Annotated in this window: 16 protein-coding genes; 12 read left to right on the top strand and 4 right to left on the bottom strand. The window is 37.4% G+C overall.

From position 1 onward, the window contains the following. The first annotated feature begins 113 nt into the window (after nucleotides 1-113). On the top strand, nucleotides 114-1,517 hold the full coding sequence (gene nhaC / locus I6N95_RS13390) for a Na+/H+ antiporter NhaC (protein ID WP_209528779.1): 1,404 nt from the start codon (nucleotides 114-116) through the stop codon (nucleotides 1,515-1,517). Nucleotides 1,518-1,671: 154 nt separating this feature from the next. Beyond that, nucleotides 1,672-2,007, top strand: coding sequence for a YerC/YecD family TrpR-related protein (locus I6N95_RS13385; RefSeq protein ID WP_209528777.1), 336 nt, complete (start codon nucleotides 1,672-1,674; stop codon nucleotides 2,005-2,007). 47 nt (nucleotides 2,008-2,054) lie between these two features. Here the strand turns inward: I6N95_RS13385 and I6N95_RS13380 are convergent, their stop codons facing one another. Beyond that, entirely contained in the window at nucleotides 2,055-2,621 is a 567-nt protein-coding gene (locus I6N95_RS13380; protein ID WP_209528775.1) for a YrrS family protein, read from the bottom strand. A 189-nt stretch (nucleotides 2,622-2,810) separates the two neighbouring features. On the opposite strand from I6N95_RS13380, the gene I6N95_RS27435 reads away from it, so the two are divergent. The 7 genes from I6N95_RS27435 to I6N95_RS13345 all read left to right on the top strand — a co-directional run bounded on the left by I6N95_RS27435 (nucleotide 2,811) and on the right by I6N95_RS13345 (nucleotide 8,048). Then, nucleotides 2,811-3,950 carry a flagellin N-terminal helical domain-containing protein gene (locus I6N95_RS27435; protein WP_209528773.1) on the top strand — a complete coding sequence of 380 codons (1,140 nt, stop codon included), beginning with the start codon at nucleotides 2,811-2,813 and terminating at the stop codon, nucleotides 3,948-3,950. Between the two features lie 62 nt (nucleotides 3,951-4,012). After that, on the top strand, nucleotides 4,013-4,396 hold the full coding sequence (locus I6N95_RS13370) for a flagellar protein FlaG (RefSeq protein ID WP_209528771.1): 384 nt from the start codon (nucleotides 4,013-4,015) through the stop codon (nucleotides 4,394-4,396). Nucleotides 4,397-4,400: 4 nt separating this feature from the next. Then, a complete protein-coding gene (fliD, locus tag I6N95_RS13365) occupies nucleotides 4,401-5,855 on the top strand; it encodes a flagellar filament capping protein FliD (protein WP_209528769.1) in 1,455 nt (484 codons plus the stop codon). A 14-nt stretch (nucleotides 5,856-5,869) separates the two neighbouring features. Next, on the top strand, nucleotides 5,870-6,202 hold the full coding sequence (locus tag I6N95_RS13360; protein ID WP_209528767.1) for a hypothetical protein: 333 nt from the start codon (nucleotides 5,870-5,872) through the stop codon (nucleotides 6,200-6,202). A 36-nt stretch (nucleotides 6,203-6,238) separates the two neighbouring features. Continuing rightward, nucleotides 6,239-6,601 (top strand): flagellar export chaperone FliS, encoded by a 363-nt coding sequence (gene fliS / locus I6N95_RS13355; RefSeq protein ID WP_209528765.1) that lies wholly within the window; start codon nucleotides 6,239-6,241, stop codon nucleotides 6,599-6,601. A gap of 50 nt (nucleotides 6,602-6,651) precedes the next feature. Beyond that, nucleotides 6,652-7,473 (top strand): C39 family peptidase, encoded by an 822-nt coding sequence (locus I6N95_RS13350; protein WP_209528763.1) that lies wholly within the window; start codon nucleotides 6,652-6,654, stop codon nucleotides 7,471-7,473. Between the two features lie 98 nt (nucleotides 7,474-7,571). Further along, on the top strand, nucleotides 7,572-8,048 hold the full coding sequence (locus tag I6N95_RS13345) for a GNAT family N-acetyltransferase (RefSeq protein ID WP_209528761.1): 477 nt from the start codon (nucleotides 7,572-7,574) through the stop codon (nucleotides 8,046-8,048). A gap of 19 nt (nucleotides 8,049-8,067) precedes the next feature. On the opposite strand, the gene I6N95_RS13340 is transcribed toward I6N95_RS13345, so the two are convergent. Next, nucleotides 8,068-9,111: a glycosyltransferase family 4 protein gene (locus tag I6N95_RS13340; protein ID WP_209528758.1), complete on the bottom strand. Its 1,044-nt coding sequence runs from the start codon at nucleotides 9,109-9,111 to the stop codon at nucleotides 8,068-8,070. A gap of 541 nt (nucleotides 9,112-9,652) precedes the next feature. Beyond that, complete coding sequence (locus tag I6N95_RS13335; protein WP_209528757.1) at nucleotides 9,653-10,492, bottom strand: helix-turn-helix domain-containing protein; 840 nt, start codon at nucleotides 10,490-10,492, stop codon at nucleotides 9,653-9,655. Between the two features lie 191 nt (nucleotides 10,493-10,683). On the opposite strand from I6N95_RS13335, the gene I6N95_RS13330 reads away from it, so the two are divergent. From I6N95_RS13330 to I6N95_RS13320, 3 genes are all read left to right on the top strand, one after another. Further along, nucleotides 10,684-11,409: a TraX family protein gene (locus I6N95_RS13330; RefSeq protein WP_209528755.1), complete on the top strand. Its 726-nt coding sequence runs from the start codon at nucleotides 10,684-10,686 to the stop codon at nucleotides 11,407-11,409. A gap of 574 nt (nucleotides 11,410-11,983) precedes the next feature. Next, nucleotides 11,984-13,711 carry an ABC transporter ATP-binding protein gene (locus I6N95_RS13325; RefSeq protein WP_209528752.1) on the top strand — a complete coding sequence of 576 codons (1,728 nt, stop codon included), beginning with the start codon at nucleotides 11,984-11,986 and terminating at the stop codon, nucleotides 13,709-13,711. 139 nt (nucleotides 13,712-13,850) lie between these two features. Continuing rightward, nucleotides 13,851-15,632 (top strand): ABC transporter ATP-binding protein, encoded by a 1,782-nt coding sequence (locus I6N95_RS13320; RefSeq protein WP_209528751.1) that lies wholly within the window; start codon nucleotides 13,851-13,853, stop codon nucleotides 15,630-15,632. Between the two features lie 353 nt (nucleotides 15,633-15,985). Here the strand turns inward: I6N95_RS13320 and I6N95_RS13315 are convergent, their stop codons facing one another. Further along, on the bottom strand, nucleotides 15,986-17,083 hold the full coding sequence (locus I6N95_RS13315) for a DNA alkylation repair protein (protein WP_209528749.1): 1,098 nt from the start codon (nucleotides 17,081-17,083) through the stop codon (nucleotides 15,986-15,988). Nucleotides 17,084-17,307: the final 224 nt, after the last annotated feature.

Genomic DNA, 17,307 nt, shown 5'->3' with positions numbered 1-17,307 from the left:
GACTTAGGTGTATGGCATTTGCCATGCACCTAAGCTTGTGATGGTCGAGTATTTTTTTCAATAAATCTCGGAAATATATGAGCAATTCTGTAAAAAAAAGAAGGGGGATTATCGTGAAACAACATGTATCGATCAAACAGGCTTTATCAATTTTGATTGTTTTGTTAACAATTATAGGAACAAGTATTATTATGTTTCATCTAGCGGCCCATGTGGCGTTGCTTTTTGCTTTAATTTTGTTGATTGCCTTTGCTAAGTTTAAAGGCTTATCATGGGAGGATATCCACCAAGCGTTTATTTCAGGGATTAGCCCTGGTCTGATTCCCATCCTGATCTTTCTTTTGATTGGTGCTCTCATTAGCACCTGGATAGCCTCTGGAACCATTCCCACCTTAATGGTTTACGGCTTTTCATTTTTGTCACCTACTTATTTTTTACCAATGATCTTTTTAATTTGCGGACTTGTCGGCGCAGCTGTAGGCAGCTCATTTACCACAATTTCGACGATTGGCATTGCTTTTTATGGCATGGGACAATTGCTTGGTTTTGCCCCTGGCTGGATTGCGGGAGCAATAGTTTCTGGTGCTTTTTTAGGCAATTCCCTGTCGCCTTTATCTGATACCGCAAATCTGGCAGCAGCCATAGCAGAGGTTGATTTATTTGAGCACATCAAGCAAATGGTGAAAACGGTTCTACCAGCAGCAATTATCTCGAGTTTATTTTTCTTTGCTTTTGGGAAAGGGAAAGTCTCTGTGGCTGAGACTGGAGCAATGATTGATATCATCGCCTGTTTGAAAGGAAATTTTGCCGTGTCGTTAGTCGCTTTGCTACCGATCCTTTTATTATTTATCTGCGGGTTAAAAAAAATACCTGCTATTCCGACTTTGTTGGTTAATATTATCCTTTCATTAGGAATTCGTTTTATTTTTTACCCTGAGACAACAATTAGTCAACTAGGATCCTGGGTACAAAATGGTTATGTTGCGACAACTGGCAATCAACAAGTAGACAGGTTGTTAACTCGTGGCGGGATTCAAAGTATGATGTGGTCAGTTTCATTGATTTTGTTAGCTTTGGCTTTAGGTGGTTTGTTGATTCGACTGCAATTAATAGAAACGATCTTAGAAAACAGCCAAAAGTGGATGAATCGACCAAGTAGATTAATTATCCTAACAACGCTCAGTTGTATCGGGATAAACCTCCTGATAGGTGAACAATATTTAGCGATTATTTTACCTGGAAAAGCATTTCAACAAACGTTTGACCGTTTAGGTGTTCCTAAATCTTATCTATCACGAATACTCTCAGATGCAGGCGCCAGTATTAACCCATTGATTCCTTGGAGTGTTAGTGGTGTCTTTATCACTGGGACACTCGGCATTCCAACTAGTCAGTATTGGCCATATGCAATTTTTTGTTATTTATTACCATTGATGACTGTAGGGTTAGGTATTCTTGCTAATCACCGACTTCCACGACTAACACTAATCTCGCCTAAAGAGATGAAAAAAGTATAGAAAATTTCTTGAAAACAATAGCCTTTTTTCTTAGTTTGTGGTATTCTAAAATCGATTGAAGATGTTATATATCTATAACGGATGTTTGGAATCGATTTAATCGAGAATGTCGTGAATTGTTAGACTTATCAGAAAAAATGAGGAAGTGAAGACGATGAGAATTGAACAAATCAGAGATGAACACACAGATGACTTTTTCCGAACGATACTAGAATTAGATAACCTTGATGAATGCTACGCTTATTTTGATGACTTGATGACATTAAAAGAGATGAAAACACTATTACAACGCTTTCGGGTGGCCGAGTCTTTATTAGCGCATAAAACTTACCAAGAGATTGAAACAGAAACACAGGCGAGTACAGCGATTATTTCACGTGTAAAACGTTCCCTTGAAGAGGGGAATCATACTTATGAGATGATGATGACACGTTTGGCAGATGAAAAAGAAGTTAGAAACCCGATGTTAATTGATGAAAAAAAGAGTTGATCATAGAAACAGGGCGAGAGGTAATCTCGCCCTGTTTTAATTTGTGATTAAAAGGATTCTGGAAGTTGTTTTAGTCTTTCAACCATGGTTACTTGCCAACCTTGATTCTCTAACCACTGTAAGTGAATCCGATAAACTTGTTCTGTATTGATATTAGAAACAGTGGCCGTAATGCTCTCAGGACCAGCTGTGCCAACCCACCATTCTTCAAGTTGATTATTAGGAATATCAGTTACTTGATTAATCGCTTGCCGAATTTCTAATCGATCAGTCGAATTGTCATCAAAATTTATTCTGTGGGGAGTCATTTGAGTTGTTGGTATTACCTTCCAGCTGGAATCACGGTAGGCTTCAATAACATTGGGATCAGCGACTGAAATCGCTTCAATTGATTGACTAATTGATGCAGCTGACTGAGATGTTATGTCGCTTTTGGAGTGGTTTTGTTTTAATTCGACTTTAGGCCCACCAATATCAAGGGTGTTTTCACTAGTATCTTTATTCGGATTAAGAAACTTATAAACCAAGGTTAAAAGTAATAGGCTTAACCCGACGTTAAGATAAGGGCGTTGATACCACCCTCTTTTTTTTGTAACAACTGTTTTATCATTCATTTAAATAACACCTTTATATTTATTTTATTACAATCTTAGCACATGAATAGAATAAAACCAATTGAAGATTAATATTTAAAAAAATAAAAAAACATTTTTTTGCGATTAAACTAGTCTGAGAAGAACCGATATATATAGCAGAGGGTGACCTCAAAAAAACTAAAAGACTTTATTTCAGGAGGAAAGACAATGAGAATTAACACTAACGTATCTGCCTTAAACACTTATTCACGTTTAACGTCAGCAAATGCTTCAAAAAGCAACTCATTAGCAAAACTATCTTCAGGGTTACGTATCAACCGCGCTGGAGATGACGCGGCTGGATTAGCTATTTCAGAAAAAATGAAAGGCCAAATCAGTGGATTAAAACAAGCAACACGTAACGCTCAAGATGGTGTATCGCTAATCCAAACGGCTGAAGGGGCTTTAAACGAAACTCATGAAATCTTAAACCGTATGCGCGACTTAGCTACTCAAGGAGCTAGTGGCACATTAGGTGACGATGACCGTACAGAAATCAACAAAGAGTTTATGGCTCTAAAAGATGAAGTGGATCGTATTTCTACAACAACTAACTTTAATAAAAAAACATTATTAGATGGCTCATTTGATGCTGGTGATAAAGTGGCGACAACGATTGCTACAGCTGATAAAGCAACGATTCAATCGGTAACTATTACAGATGCTAAAGGTTTGGCAGACGGTAAAAGTACTCTTGTGATTGAAAAAGCTGCTGGCGCAGCAGGAACTGTTAAATTTGGTGCCGATACGTTAACAAAAGGAACTGATGGGACGTATGAAATTAAAGATGCGGATGATAAAGTGATCGGAAACGTTAAATTGACTGCTGAAGCTGAAGCACAATTGGCTGACACAACTACTGGAGTGATTACAGCAACAACTTCAGATGTAACGAAAACAGCTGGTGATAAAACTAAGAGCTTAGACTTCCACGTCGGTGCTAACTCTGGTCAAAAAATTAGTGTAAGCATTGGTAAAATGGATGCTGAATCATTAGGTTTAAACAAATTAAGCCTGGCTGACGCTAAAGATGCTGATGCAGCGATTGACTTGTTAGATGATGCTAAAGCGTCTGTTTCAAGCACTCGTTCTGATTTGGGGGCGATTCAAAATCGCCTGACTCACACAATCAACAATTTAAACACCACTCAAGAAAACTTAACAGAAGCTAATTCACGTATTAGAGACGTTGACATGGCTGAAGAAATGATGTCATTTACTAAAAATAACATCTTAGCTCAAGCAGCAACTTCAATGTTGGCTCAGGCTAACTCTATGCCACAAAGTGTGTTATCTCTATTACAATAATCATTGATGAAAGCCGACTGAGAAATTTGTCGGCTTTTCTTTAGAAGATGGGGGTGTTTGTGTTGGATGTTGGCTCAATCAATCAAACCAGTCAGGTCAAATCCGTTAAAAATGTGACCGATAAGGAAGATCAATTAACAGGCATAGTTATCAGCAGTTCCACCAGTAAATTGACAGATGTTAATGGGGAAGAGTATGAACCAGGAACCCTTTCGAATTACAGCAAGGGGCAGATTAGTAAAGCGATCGACGATGCCAATCGTTTTTTAGTTGGCAAGAATACTAAATTTTCATATTCTGTCCACGAAGGGACTGGGCGAACAGTCGTCAAATTAGTTGACATTGAAACGGAAGAAGTGGTCAGAGAAATTCCGCCACAAAAATTTCTTGACGCAATTGCTAACCTATGGGAAATGGCAGGCATACTAGTAGATAAAATGGGGTGAGAAAATGGCAGGTGTAACAAGTTCAACGGGCATTAGTTCAACTTTAGGAACCTATTCAGGTATTACCTCTCAAGATATTGACAAATTGATTGAAGCGGAATCCGTTCCTTTACTAAAATTAACTAATCGTAAAACGCAGATTACCGACCAGCAAAACGCCTGGAAAGACGTTAAATTACGTTTAAATACGCTTTTTACTAAAATAGAAAACTTACAGAAAAACTCTACCTTTAATACGAGAGTGATTACCAGTTCTAATAAAGATAAAGTTACTATGTCTGCAACTGATGGGGCGGATATTCAGGATTATCAATTGACCGTTGATAAATTAGCGACAGCCTCTAAACAAGTGTCAGGTGATATTCCCGGATTAGCAGGGAAAACGATTTATGAAAAACTAGCTAAAACGGGCAATCTTGAGATCACCAATCATGATGGGAAAGTATCAATGATTGAGGTGACAGATGAGGATAGTTTAAAAGAAATCACGAATAAAATCAATGCTACGACAAAAGAGTCAGGGATTAAAGCATCGATTGTTAATAATCGTCTAGTAGTCGCCAGTGTGGAAACCGGTGAAAAGAACATTCAAATCGGTGGGGATTTGGCAGGTGACTTAGGGTTTTCAGCCTCTGAAGCCACGTACACCAAAGGGCAAAATGCTGAATTTACCATAGATGGTATGAAAGTGACCCGCCCTACCAATATCATTAGTGATGTAGTTGAAAATGTGACCATTACGTTAAAAGCTGAAACCAAAGAACCTGTGACCATTGGCATGACCAATGATGATGATAAATTAGTAGTTGCTGTGAAAGAGTTAGTTGATCAATACAATTCAGTGATGGACTTTATTGCAGAGAAATTAGCGGTCGGTGATCCGAGCAAAAAAGATAATAAAACGGGTGCACTTGCGGGTGACAGTTCATTGATTCGGCTGCAATCAAGTTTGCGAATGTTAATGACAGGAGCCCCTGGAGAAAATGGCACAACCTCTATATTGAAATCTGCTGAAATTGGTATTGATAGCAAAGATAAGACGTCAACTGTTAAATTTGATGAAACAATATTTAGGGAAGCATTAAAAAAAGACCCAGAAGCAGTTAAGAACTTTTTCTACAACAAAGTCCCTCAAGAAGTTGAAAGTGTCGATAAAGAGGGAAATAAAGTAATCACCACTGAAAAAGTGGACATTGGTTACACAAAAAAATTAAAAGAATTAATGAACACCTACTTAAGCGATGAAAAAGGTCAGAAAAGTGTGTTTACTACTCGCACAGAAACGTTATCACAAAATTTAAAAGAGTTGGATTCGCGAATTGAGTTATTTACTGAACGAATTGATAAAAAGCGTGATTATTATGTCAAAACCTTTAGTCGCCTGGATCAAGTGATGATGCAAGCAGAATCGCAAATGGCTTATTTACAAAGCCAGATGGATTCATTTAGCGCTAAGTAAGGAGAATTATTAGGATGAATGAGCAGAATCAGGTTGAAGACCTTCTCGACAAGATGCTTGAAAATATCAGCAGGTGGGATCAAACAGCTGAAGATGGCATGGTAGTCATTCAGAATAATCAAAAATTAATGGCACCTTATCAAGGGCAACTCGAGACAGGCCTGTTCGATAATAAGTCTAACAAGCTGGCACTGTTGATTCAATCCACTAAGGAAATCCAGCAATGTCTTAAGAGCAAACGACAAGTCGTATTAAATGAAATTAATCAGATAACTAAGACCGATAAAATAATCGACGGGTATTTGATACAACATAAAGAATCAGTTTTTATCGATAGAGATTTTTAAACGAGACAAGGGTCTCAACTTTTGGAGGATTGGCAGATGGCAATTAGGAATGGTAACGATATTTATAAAAATAATCAAATTTTAACTGCGTCACCAAAGCGGCTGATTGAACTCCTTTATGAAGGCGCGATTAAGAATTTAAAGATTGCCGAGCTTTTACTAGAAAAAAATGAGTTTAATGGTGTTAATACTCATATCATGAAAGCTGAAGACATTATTCTAGAATTAAAACAATCGATTAACTCAGAAGTTGAAGGAGATATACCACAACAACTTAATGACATGTACGATTTTATGTTTGGTCGACTGGTTGAGGGGAACCTTGAAAAAAACCGCAAAACCATTCAGTTGGTAAGAAGTATGTTGGAAGAATTAAAAGAAACTTGGGCGTCAATTTAGCCAAGGGATGAAATGTTGAGAAGTAGAGCAGAACATGGAGGAGAACAGTCGTGAGGCGGAGTTTTTTTCAACGGATCAATAGCTACTTGACAGTTGGCAGTCTGATTCTGATACTTGTTGTGACTCTTGGTTATTTGTTTTATACATGCAACCAAGAAACCAAAAGAACCACTGTAGACGCAGCTACGAAGGAACAACAGTTGGCTTTGCCGAAAACTGATTTACTTCGAGGCGTTAAGTTTGAGCCACCTACAACTGAAGATGCAGACAGTTATCATTTAGACGTTCCTCTATACAATCAGTTATCAGAGCCAGCTTTAAAATGGGGATGTGAAGTAACGGCTTTAGGTATGTTATTGGCTTATTATGGCTTTGACGGCGATAAAAATCGATTACAAGAAGCGATTGAAAAAGTACCATATATCGATGAATTTGGCTTAATGGGGAATCCAAATATCGGATTTGTTGGAGATGCCACAGGTGAAAATCCAGGAACAGGGGTTAATCACGAGCCCGTTGCACAATTAGCTCAAAAGATCGTGGCGTCACGTTATCAAGTGATTGATGCCACGGGTAGTGAATTAGACACCTTATTGACACAGGTAAAAGAGGGGAAACCTGTTTGGGTCGCTGTCACAATTGATTATCAGATTCCTCTAGAATCAGATTTTCATATGTGGCAAACAAGGCAGGGGCCAGTGCAAGTGACATTTAAGCACCACGCCGCGATTATAACTGGGTATGACAAAGAAGCTATCTATCTAAATGATGCTTATGGGAAGCAGGTAACGGTTGAACGTCATCAATTTGAACAGATTTATCAGGGGATGGGGAAACAGGGAATTTACATTGAGGGAAAAGATCTGTCATAGAAATGAAACATGATAGCCGTTTTGACACACAGTCGCGGCTTTTTTTGATTTTCAGCGATTAAAAATGATATAGTGGTAATTAAACAGGGGGGATGGGAATGAAAGTAAGGGCGATTGAGAGTCGAGACAATCAGGCAGTTAAAAGATTGATACAAACTTCATTGAAAAGCTTTGATTTGGATGTTCCGGGGACGGCATACTTTGATCCACAACTAGCTAATTTAACAGAATATTATGAAGCTGAATCAGCAGGTGCGTACTGGGTGGTTGAATCAAATACTGGTGAGATTGTGGCTTGTGGAGGATATGGTCCTTTTAGTGGTGATTCGACTATTTGTGAGTTACAAAAATTATACGTTGCAGAGAGCGCTCAAGGGAAAGGTCTGTCAAAGCTGTTAATGAACTTAATTTTAGAGACAGCCAAAGTAGATTATCGTCACATATACTTAGAGACTACCAGGAAATTAGCAGTGGCTAACCTGCTTTATCAAAAGTATGGTTTTCTCGCTTTAGATCAGCCTTTAGCTGGCTCAGAACATGAGACAATGGATTTGTGGTACATACGGAAGTTATAAAAAAGCGCCAAACTCACAATTAAACTTGAGTTTGGCGTTTTTCTATGGTGACTAAATTTGAGTAATATCGATACCATAATTTACTTACAGCGTCTTCAGAGTAAACAGAAGCTGCTTGTCTTGATTTTTCTTTGTAGTCCTGCAACAGTGCTGGCGTTTGGCTAGCTGTTTTGATGACAGCATCCATATCTTCAAGGTCTTTACCTTTTAAAAAGTAGCCATCAATCACTGCTTCATACAAGTCAAGATCTCTTAGCAAGACTGGTGTTGCACAATTAAAGGCCTCTAAGATGCTCATAGGAAATAATTCACTGTAAGAAGGAAGTAAAAATAAATCAGCCATGTTGTAATAATTCACTAATTGAGAACGGGGAATGATATCGGTAAATGTCAGATTTTTAGGCCCATTTGTCATGAGATTCTTGTATTTTTCGTATCCATCAGTTAATTTACCAAAAGAAAAACCGCCAACCCAGACAAATTGTATGGTTGGATTTTTTTCAGCCAGGCGGACAAAGTCATCGATTCCTTTGCGTTCTTGAACCTGCCCAACACCTAAGACAGTGAAGGATGACTTTTCAAATCCCAATTGTTGTTTTAATTCAGCTTTTGAGATATCCTTTTTCTCGAAAAATAAGTCTTCAGAGACAACATTAGGTATGTAGGTAATCCGATCTTTGTCGCAACCAAGATCAGTTAATTTTTCAATAAAACTGGGATTAACAACAATCAATTGGTCCATCCGTCGGTAGAACTGAACGACATAACGATTAAAAATTTTTTGAAAAGGTGAAAAAAGGCGAATGCTCCCTTTTAGGGTTTCAGGTAAAAAGTGAACATAACCAACTTTTACGCCACGGCTTTTTTTAAAGAAGGTAGAAAAAAAGAATAGCAAATTAATTGTATGGTAATGAGAGATATCTGAGGGAGAATAATCATTTGTTTTAATGCTAAATTCATTAGGAAAATAATTATCTAAAAGGGAGAGGAGTTCACCATAAGCACTGCCTACACCTTGTCCTTTAATTTTATCAGCTGTTGAAAACATGGTAATGCGTAACATAAGTCACTTCCTTAATATAGTTCTTTCGTTATACAAAAATATGGACGAATGGGGTATTTGCTTGAATCTAACTTTACAAAAGTTAGGCTGCATAGTCAAAGCTCGTCCCTAATCTTAGTAAAAACTGAAATTTTTATTAGTTCGCGGATGATTATCATTCATCGTCTGCTCGCTACAATTTAGAACAGGTGATTGCTTACTAGGTACACCTTGAACCGAATGACTATAGATGTCGATAAAATTTTTCTTTCTTCAAAAATAGTTTTGAAAGGTCGGCTGACCCGCAATCTAAGACTAGCAAGGTTAGATGGAAATACTGTCAGTTTATGATAGTCGCGAATAGGGCTAAAACTTTAACATCATACTGTAACCTCTTAAAATTTCCTGTCTTTTAGCAGGTTGCTTGATAATAAAGTATAACATAAGGCGATCACAAAAGGTAGGGGGCTTAAGGCGGAGAAAAGGTCTTAAGTAGTGAGTTAATAAAGACTAAATCAAGGCTGTTTCACAAGTGAAAAAGCTAGGCCGAAGGGCATAGCTTTTAATGTTTTGTGGCTTTATTGATTAATTCAGAAGGTGATTTACCATAATGCTTTTTAAAAAGTTTACTGAAGTGATAGGCATCCTGATAACCAACTGTTTCTGCAGCTTCTTTAACTGTAATGTTTTGCGTTTCTAACAATTGTTTTGCTCGGTTTAAGCGAAGTTTGATCAAATAATTAATAGGTGAATCTCCGGTTTCTTCTTTAAAAACTTTGGAAATATAAGTTGAACTGATATACATCGTATCTGATAAGGTGTCCAGACTTATTTCTTCACTGTGATGGTTTTCTAAATAATAAATGATATTATTGACAATCGCTTGTTTTTCTTTGTCGGTCTCTTTCACATTTAAAGAAGAAACTTCAATATGCTTACTACTTTCACTCCTTAATATTAGGACAATAATCTCCATGATCAGGGTTTTAATCATTAAATCGTAGCCGATATCACGCTTGGATTTTTCTTCTATTAGGCGCCAACAACGGTTAATAAATTCAGGATGACGGTCTCCCAAATGGATAATCGAAGAGGTGAATGGAAAATAGTCTCGTTTATATCCCTCTAATACGATGTTTTTAATGCCGATATGAAGCTGGTGGCTTTGAGTATTTTCGAGTTGTGTGTCTTGGTGATATACACCTGGATTAAACAGCATCACCGTACCTGCTTGGGCTGTGAAGGTCTGATCTTCTATTGTATAATGAGCTTCGCCTTCAAGAATCACTGAGATTTCAGCGAAACCGTGGGCATGTTTTTTTCCGATGACTGGTTCTTTTCCCCAACAATCAAAGACGTATAGTATCTCTGGATTAAAGGTTTTACTATCTATTTGTAGCATAGGCAAACTCCTAACAAAACTTTATTATCTTCTTATTATTGTACAACATTTTTCTATAAAAAGTGCAAGTTATTCGATGATAATTTAAGAAAATTAACGTTAGTTTGGGAAAGCTTGAGACCTATGTTAAAATAATGGCTATTAATAAAAAAAAGTGAGACGATAGTTAAATTATTGGAGGCGAACGGGGAATGACAAAAGAATTAGATGGATTTCAATTAAAATTAATAGCGATTATTGCCATGCTACTAAATCATATTGGGAGTGTTTTTCAGCTTGGGGAAGATTATCCAGCTGTTTATTGGCTAACCGAAACAATTGGCAAGTTGACCTTTCCTATTATGGCGTATCTCTTAGTTCAAGGGTTTCATTATACTGGTAATCGGCTTCGTTATGGACTGCGTTTAGCTGTTTTTTGGTTACTTTCGATTATTCCATTTCATGTGGCTTTTTACAACAATTGGAACTTTAGCTGGCTCGATCTGTTTAATAACATTTTGTTCACATTATTAGTGGGGCTCATCATGATGGTTTTATATGAAAAAACCACTAATTCTGTCTTACGCTTGCTAATTGTGTTGGGATCGATGAGTATGACAATTACTTCCGATTGGAGTTTAGTGGGGATTTTGATCATATTTGGCTATTATCAAATAACAGACCCTAAGAGAAAGATTATCTCACCACCTCTCTATGTAGCCATCCCGACTTTTTTGATCTCAGTTGGGCTTGGTAATAGAGGTTTAGAAGGTGTTCTTGCTGCCTCTCCGATTTTAGGGTTATTGCTGACCATTCCAGTCTTGTTTCGTTACAATGGTCAACGTGGCTATTCTCCTAACTGGGTAAAGTGGGGGTACTATGCTTTCTATCCAAGTCATTTGTTTCTTTTATATTTAATAAAACTAGCATTAGGATAGGCAGACAAAGATCTAAATAAAACTTTGTTGAAGAAAGACAACGAGAAAAAAATCAGTAAGAGCTTAATAAATAGTTCCTAATAAATAATCCCGATCAGTCGTTATGGTGATACGCCGATGGAACTATCGGTTCGGATTATTTGATGGGATGTATATGACTCTAATATTAATCTATTTCTTTTTCGCTATTTGAGTTAGGGAGAGAGGCATACTAAGAGCAGCGGTCGTTATAATAGATTGTCTTATGGTGAGATTAGAGATGGTTCTCAGTGTTGTTCAAGAGGAATTGCCGAAATAAATTGGCTATTTGCCCAAAATAATTAAAGTGGCATCTTTAATTTTGTTAGACCGATGAAAAGGCTGTCTATCAGTCTTTTTTAGAGCAGTTTAGCTATCCTCAAAAAGTAATAGTTAAAAATCAACATTCTCCATCATTATAAACAAAATACTACATTCTATTCCATTTTGTAATGGCTTACTCTAATACAAGTAAACAGGAGGATGGCGATTAGATCAATGAGAGGCTGACACACATCGCTGATCTTTTTTACCGAAAATTAAGGAGGTTCCTAAAATGAATAATTTTCAATGGATTTGGAAGTACATTAAACAAGATTTTAATAAAGTTACCTGGGGTATTATTCTATTAATTGCCAGTTCATTATTAATTATCATTAACCCGTTATTAAGCGGCGTAATTGTTGATGATGTCTTAACTAAAGGAAGACATGACAAACTGGTGCCGATACTACTAATTATGATTGGCATTACCATTCTAAGGACTATTTTGCGTTATTTATATCAAATCACCTTTGAGCGAATTGGACAAAATGCTATCTTTGGTATTCGTGAAAACATGTTTTCTAAGTTGACAGAGTTGGATTTTGATTTCTTTAATCATACTCGAGTGGGAGATATCATGGCACGCATGACAGGCGACACTGAGGCCATTCGTCATTTTGTTTGTTGGGTTATTTATAACATCGTGGAATGTGTGTTTTGGTTTGTCTCTGCGGTGGTAGTTATGGGGATGATTAACTGGCAGTTAATGCTGTGTTTAGTCGCTGTCACACCTTTAATATTTATTTTGACTCAACGCATGGCAAAAGAGGCGCACCCAGTGTTTTTTGAGATTAGGGAAAGTTTTTCTCGCTTGAATTCCATGGTTGAGGAGAATATTAGTGGAAATCGCGTAGTGAAGGCTTTTTCTCGTGAACCATTTGAAATTGAAAAGTTTAATGATCGCAATGAAGATTACAAGAAGCGAAACATGGAATCTGCTGCTGTTTCGATGACGTACTTGCCTTGGCTAGATGGATTGGCCGGCAGTTTAGGTCTAATTGCTCTGGTAATAGGTGGCCTGTTTGTTATTCAAGGCCGGATGACAATCGGTGAATTAGTTGCGTTTAATGGTTTCCTTTGGATGCTCAATATGCCGATGCGAATGAGTGGTTGGCTAATCAACGATACTCAGCGTTTTTCTGCTTCATGCATCAAAATTCGTGAAATGTTAAGCACTCGTTCGAGTATTGCCGTTAAACGTGGAGAAGAAGAGCAGGTTATGAAAGGGTATGTCGAGTTTAAAGATGTCAGCTTTCATTTTTCTGATGATCCTGACAGTATGGTTTTGTCCCATGTTTCCTTTAAGGCGGAACCTGGTCAAACGATTGGGATTTTAGGGGAAACGGGCTCAGGTAAAACGACGCTGGTTAATTTAATTTCCCGATTCTATGATCCAACTGCTGGCCAAGTTCTAATAGATGGGGTCGATGCCCGTAAGTGGCCAATCCGTAATTTGCGCGAGCATATTGCCATGGTTATGCAAGATGTTTTCTTATTTTCTAATACGATTGAAGATAATATTGCTTTTGGGAATCCTTATGTGGATCAAGGGTATATCCGCCAAGTTGCAGAAATAGCAGATGCTAATGCTTTTATCGAAGGCATGCCTCAAGGGTATGACACAATCGTCGGTGAAAGGGGAGTAGGCTTGTCTGGCGGACAAAAACAACGTATTTCACTTGCCAGAGCTTTAGCCAAAGATCCATCAATCTTAATCTTAGACGATACAACATCAGCTGTCGATATGGAAACTGAATCAAAAATCCAAAATGAATTGGGGAAAATTACCCGAGAAAAAACAACGTTTATCATCGCTCATCGAATTTCATCAGTAAGAGAAGCTGATTTGATACTCGTACTAGATAAAGGTATCGTTGTTGAGCAAGGAACTCATCAAGAGTTGGTCGCCAAAGGTGGAGAATATTTTTCAATTTACCAAAAACAATTAGGCGATGAATAGCAGTTATTTTGGTGGGAAAATACGATGTACATCATACTAGTGGTCACATGCGGTTAATTTGCTATATGAAAGTAAAGGAGTGACAAAGCAAGTCTTAAAACTAGTAGATCGGACCATTAAACATAAAGGAGGAAGTCTAATGGCTAGAAATACCTTTGATCAAGATGAAGAACTGTCCCAGGAATTTAACTGGAGTTATTATAAGCGTATGGGCACTTACATTTTGCCATACAAAAAGCCGTTATTAAAAACATTAATTGTCATTATTATTGCGAATATGGCTGGCATGTTAGGGCCATACTTTACCAAACTAGCAATTGACGACGTCATCCCTAATAAAGATTATAAAATGTTAGCTATTCTCGGTGTCATTTTTTTACTTTCATTACTCGTTATTGGTTATAGCATGCGTTATCGAATACATTCGATTACTGAAGTCGGACAAGATGTTTTAAAAGACATGCGTTCAGCTATTTTTGAGCATCTGCAAAAATTACCTTTTTCTTATTTTGACAATCGGCCTCACGGCAAAATATTGATTCGTGTGGTGAACTATATCAATACCTTAAGTGACCTGTTAAGTAATGGGTTAATCAATTTGATTTCTGATATCTTCAGTGTGGTTATTACCTTAGTGGTAATGATGATGATCGATTTCAAATTAACTTTATACAGTTTAGTTTTGTTGCCGGTCTTATTTGCCTTAGTGATGGTCATCAAAAAGGCCCAAAGAAAGGCATATCAAGAGTTAAGCAATAAACAATCCAATATGAATGCCTACATTCATGAGAGTATATCAGGGATCAAAGTTACCCAATCTTTTGCTCGCGAAGAAGAGAGTTATCAAACCTTTTTAGATATCAGCAATGACTACCGGGTTTCTTATATGAAAGCTGTCAAAATTCAGTTTTTACTATGGCCAGGAGTTCAAAATATTTCAGTGATTACCACTTGCTTGATTTATTTTGTTGGAATTCAAGGGATTGGTGTTAATGTTACCACTGGAACTCTAATTGCATTTATTGGTTATATTAATAATTTTTGGAATCCAGTTATCAATATTGGGAATTTCTATAATTCACTGATTACGGCTACGGCTTATCTGGAGCGGATTTTTGAAACGATGGATGTAGAGCCGGACATTAAAGACAAACCAGGTGCAATCGAGATGCCAACCATTAAAGGGCAAGTCGATTTTGAGAATGTTGTCTTTCGTTATGAAGAAGGCCGTAATATTTTAGATGGCATTAATTTTTCTGTTAAGCAAGGAGAAAGTATCGCCCTAGTAGGCCCGACAGGAGCTGGTAAAACAACGGTGATAAATTTATTAAGTCGCTTTTACGATGTTAATGAAGGCAGTGTTAAAGTCGATGGCATTGACGTTCGTGATGTTACGCTGGAATCATTGCGGTCTCAAATGGGTGTCATGTTGCAAGATACGTTTGTCTTTTCGGGAACGATCATTGAAAATATTCGATATGGAAAACTCGATGCGACTGAGGACGAAATAATCGCTGCGGCAAAAGTAGTACGAGCTCATGATTTTATTAGCGAATTAAAAGAGGGGTATTACACTGTGGTAGAGGAACGAGGTAGCACGCTTTCGGCTGGTCAACGCCAGTTGATTTCCTTTGCGCGAGCCTTGCTAGCTGACCCCAAAATCCTGATTTTAGATGAGGCCACTTCAAGTATTGACACAAAAACAGAAGAACTTCTTCAGGTTGGTTTGCAAGAACTCTTAAAAGGCCGAACGTCATTTATTATTGCTCATCGCTTGTCCACTATAAAAAATAGTAATCGGATTTTTTATATCGATCGAGGAAAGGTTGTGGAATCAGGCACCCACGAGCAACTGATGGCCAAACGTGGGTTGTATCATCATCTTTATCAATCACAGTATGATTTATTGAAAGTCGACTAAATTTGAATGAAACTACTTAAGGACGAAAGTCAATCTTAGGTAGTTTTTTTAGTGGAAATGAATTCTTATATGATAAAAGTAAAGTGGATTTTAATCAAAAACTCTATAAAGGGATAAACGAGATCAGGTCATTAGTTACAGGTTTGTTTTTAGGATCACGCTAATATTGAAAGGGACAATCTAAGGCAGTCAAGTCCATAGTGGAGCAGATTTGTATGTTGTGGGAACTGCTGCTCTATTCGATCATCAGTCAGGTACATACAAAGAAAAAATCAAGAAATTGACACAACAAATTAACAATTAAAGACAAGAAAAACTCATTGTCAATGAATGGGTTTTCTTGTCTTTTTGGTCTATTGAATAACGCTAAAGCTAGTTTGAGCAATCGTCTGTCCGTTTAAAAAAAGGGTTAGGCTATGTTCACCAGGATAGTGAATTCGTGTAGATAAATTTTTAAAACTAATAGTTTTTTTTCCATCAAAGTGATCTTTACTTGTCAATGAATCTGTCAGATAAAATTTCTTCATAGAAGTTTTCCCATTCGCTTTGACATAGTCGATGCCATACTCCAAGCGAATGGGAGTCTGGTTCGATATTGTGGTAGCAATGCTGTAGGAAAAATGACTCTTTTCACCGATTGTCACTTGTTGTTCGGCCATGTTAATACTTGCTGAAAGAACATCAAATGACTGTCCAGGAATTTCATAACCAAATAGTTTTAAGGCGTCTGGATCGGCATTTTTGACAAGTGTTCGACAAGCTTTTTTGACAATCCAGTCCGTGCGCTCGTCTTTGCCATACCAATGGCGACAAGTGTCAATGACTAATTTTTGATGATTTTTAGACATATCATTGAGATGATTGGCCACGCTTTTTCTGACATATAATGAAGGATCGGCCTTAAGATTTGTTAAAATAGGGAGGGCCAATTCTGGTCGGGAAATCAAATAGTCCAAGTGAGAACCCCATGGTAAAAGAGGGCGGCAACCTTCAGAGGCTAAGCGCCTCACATGATCGTCAGGGTCTTCGCTCCATGTTAGAAGCAATTTCAGCACTCGTTCAGGCTCTACAGCAATAAATTCTCTAATAGCGAACTCAGACGAAGAATAAGCTGTCATTTGTTTAAGATAGGATAAAGATAAGTCAAAATCTTTGGCTGCTAATCCGTAAATGCCGATATAATCGGGAAAGAATAAATAGGCAAAACCTCTATTTTGCTGATGAAGAGCCAATAAAAGTGGTAAGTGATCTTCATAAGTCCCTGATAGAAACTTCCCTAAAAGCTGGGCAATTTTTTTCATTCTTTGCCGAACAGTTAAAGCAGGCCACTCCTTTGTTAATAATTCTTGAATAAACGGTTTCGCCTCAAATTTAATGTCTTGTTCTATAATCTGTTGGCAGAAATCGTCTAAAAATTGTTCACTGTATATATCTTTTAATGCCTCAGTCATGAAATGTCACTGCTCCTTTTTAGTTAATTATACGAATATACGTTCTGTTTGTAAAGGTGTTTTGTCTATTTGGGTATGCTGTTTATCACAAGGCTGTTTTAGGATATGTAAAGAGAAGATCGTTTTGATTAAATCGGAAAAATTTCAAAAATTGAGGCTAGAGTTAGGTATGCCTGGTGAGAATCAGGTTATATTAATTTAAATACTGAGTAGTTGAGGCAGGT

Origin of the sequence: Vagococcus allomyrinae, from assembly GCF_017829975.1 — a bacterium.
In the GTDB taxonomy this organism is placed as follows: Bacteria; Bacillota; Bacilli; order Lactobacillales; family Vagococcaceae; genus Vagococcus_D; species Vagococcus_D allomyrinae.
The sequence above is the reverse complement of the archived record's forward strand: the minus strand, read 5'-3'. Positions and strand labels throughout refer to the sequence as shown.

Bases quoted from the DNA above. Each gene is read 5' to 3' on its own strand.
- I6N95_RS13380 (WP_209528775.1), bottom strand. From the start codon at position 2,621: ATGAATGATAAAACAGTTGTTACAAAAAAAAGAGGGTGGTATCAACGC.
- I6N95_RS13325 (WP_209528752.1), top strand. From the start codon at position 11,984: ATGAATAATTTTCAATGGATTTGGAAGTACATTAAACAAGATTTTAAT.
- I6N95_RS13340 (WP_209528758.1), bottom strand. From the start codon at position 9,111: ATGTTACGCATTACCATGTTTTCAACAGCTGATAAAATTAAAGGACAA.
- I6N95_RS13345 (WP_209528761.1), top strand. From the start codon at position 7,572: ATGAAAGTAAGGGCGATTGAGAGTCGAGACAATCAGGCAGTTAAAAGA.
- I6N95_RS27435 (WP_209528773.1), top strand. From the start codon at position 2,811: ATGAGAATTAACACTAACGTATCTGCCTTAAACACTTATTCACGTTTA.
- I6N95_RS13385 (WP_209528777.1), top strand. From the start codon at position 1,672: ATGAGAATTGAACAAATCAGAGATGAACACACAGATGACTTTTTCCGA.
- fliS (WP_209528765.1), top strand. From the start codon at position 6,239: ATGGCAATTAGGAATGGTAACGATATTTATAAAAATAATCAAATTTTA.
- I6N95_RS13360 (WP_209528767.1), top strand. From the start codon at position 5,870: ATGAATGAGCAGAATCAGGTTGAAGACCTTCTCGACAAGATGCTTGAA.
- I6N95_RS13330 (WP_209528755.1), top strand. From the start codon at position 10,684: ATGACAAAAGAATTAGATGGATTTCAATTAAAATTAATAGCGATTATT.
- I6N95_RS13315 (WP_209528749.1), bottom strand. From the start codon at position 17,083: ATGACTGAGGCATTAAAAGATATATACAGTGAACAATTTTTAGACGAT.
- I6N95_RS13335 (WP_209528757.1), bottom strand. From the start codon at position 10,492: ATGCTACAAATAGATAGTAAAACCTTTAATCCAGAGATACTATACGTC.
- fliD (WP_209528769.1), top strand. From the start codon at position 4,401: ATGGCAGGTGTAACAAGTTCAACGGGCATTAGTTCAACTTTAGGAACC.
- I6N95_RS13320 (WP_209528751.1), top strand. From the start codon at position 13,851: ATGGCTAGAAATACCTTTGATCAAGATGAAGAACTGTCCCAGGAATTT.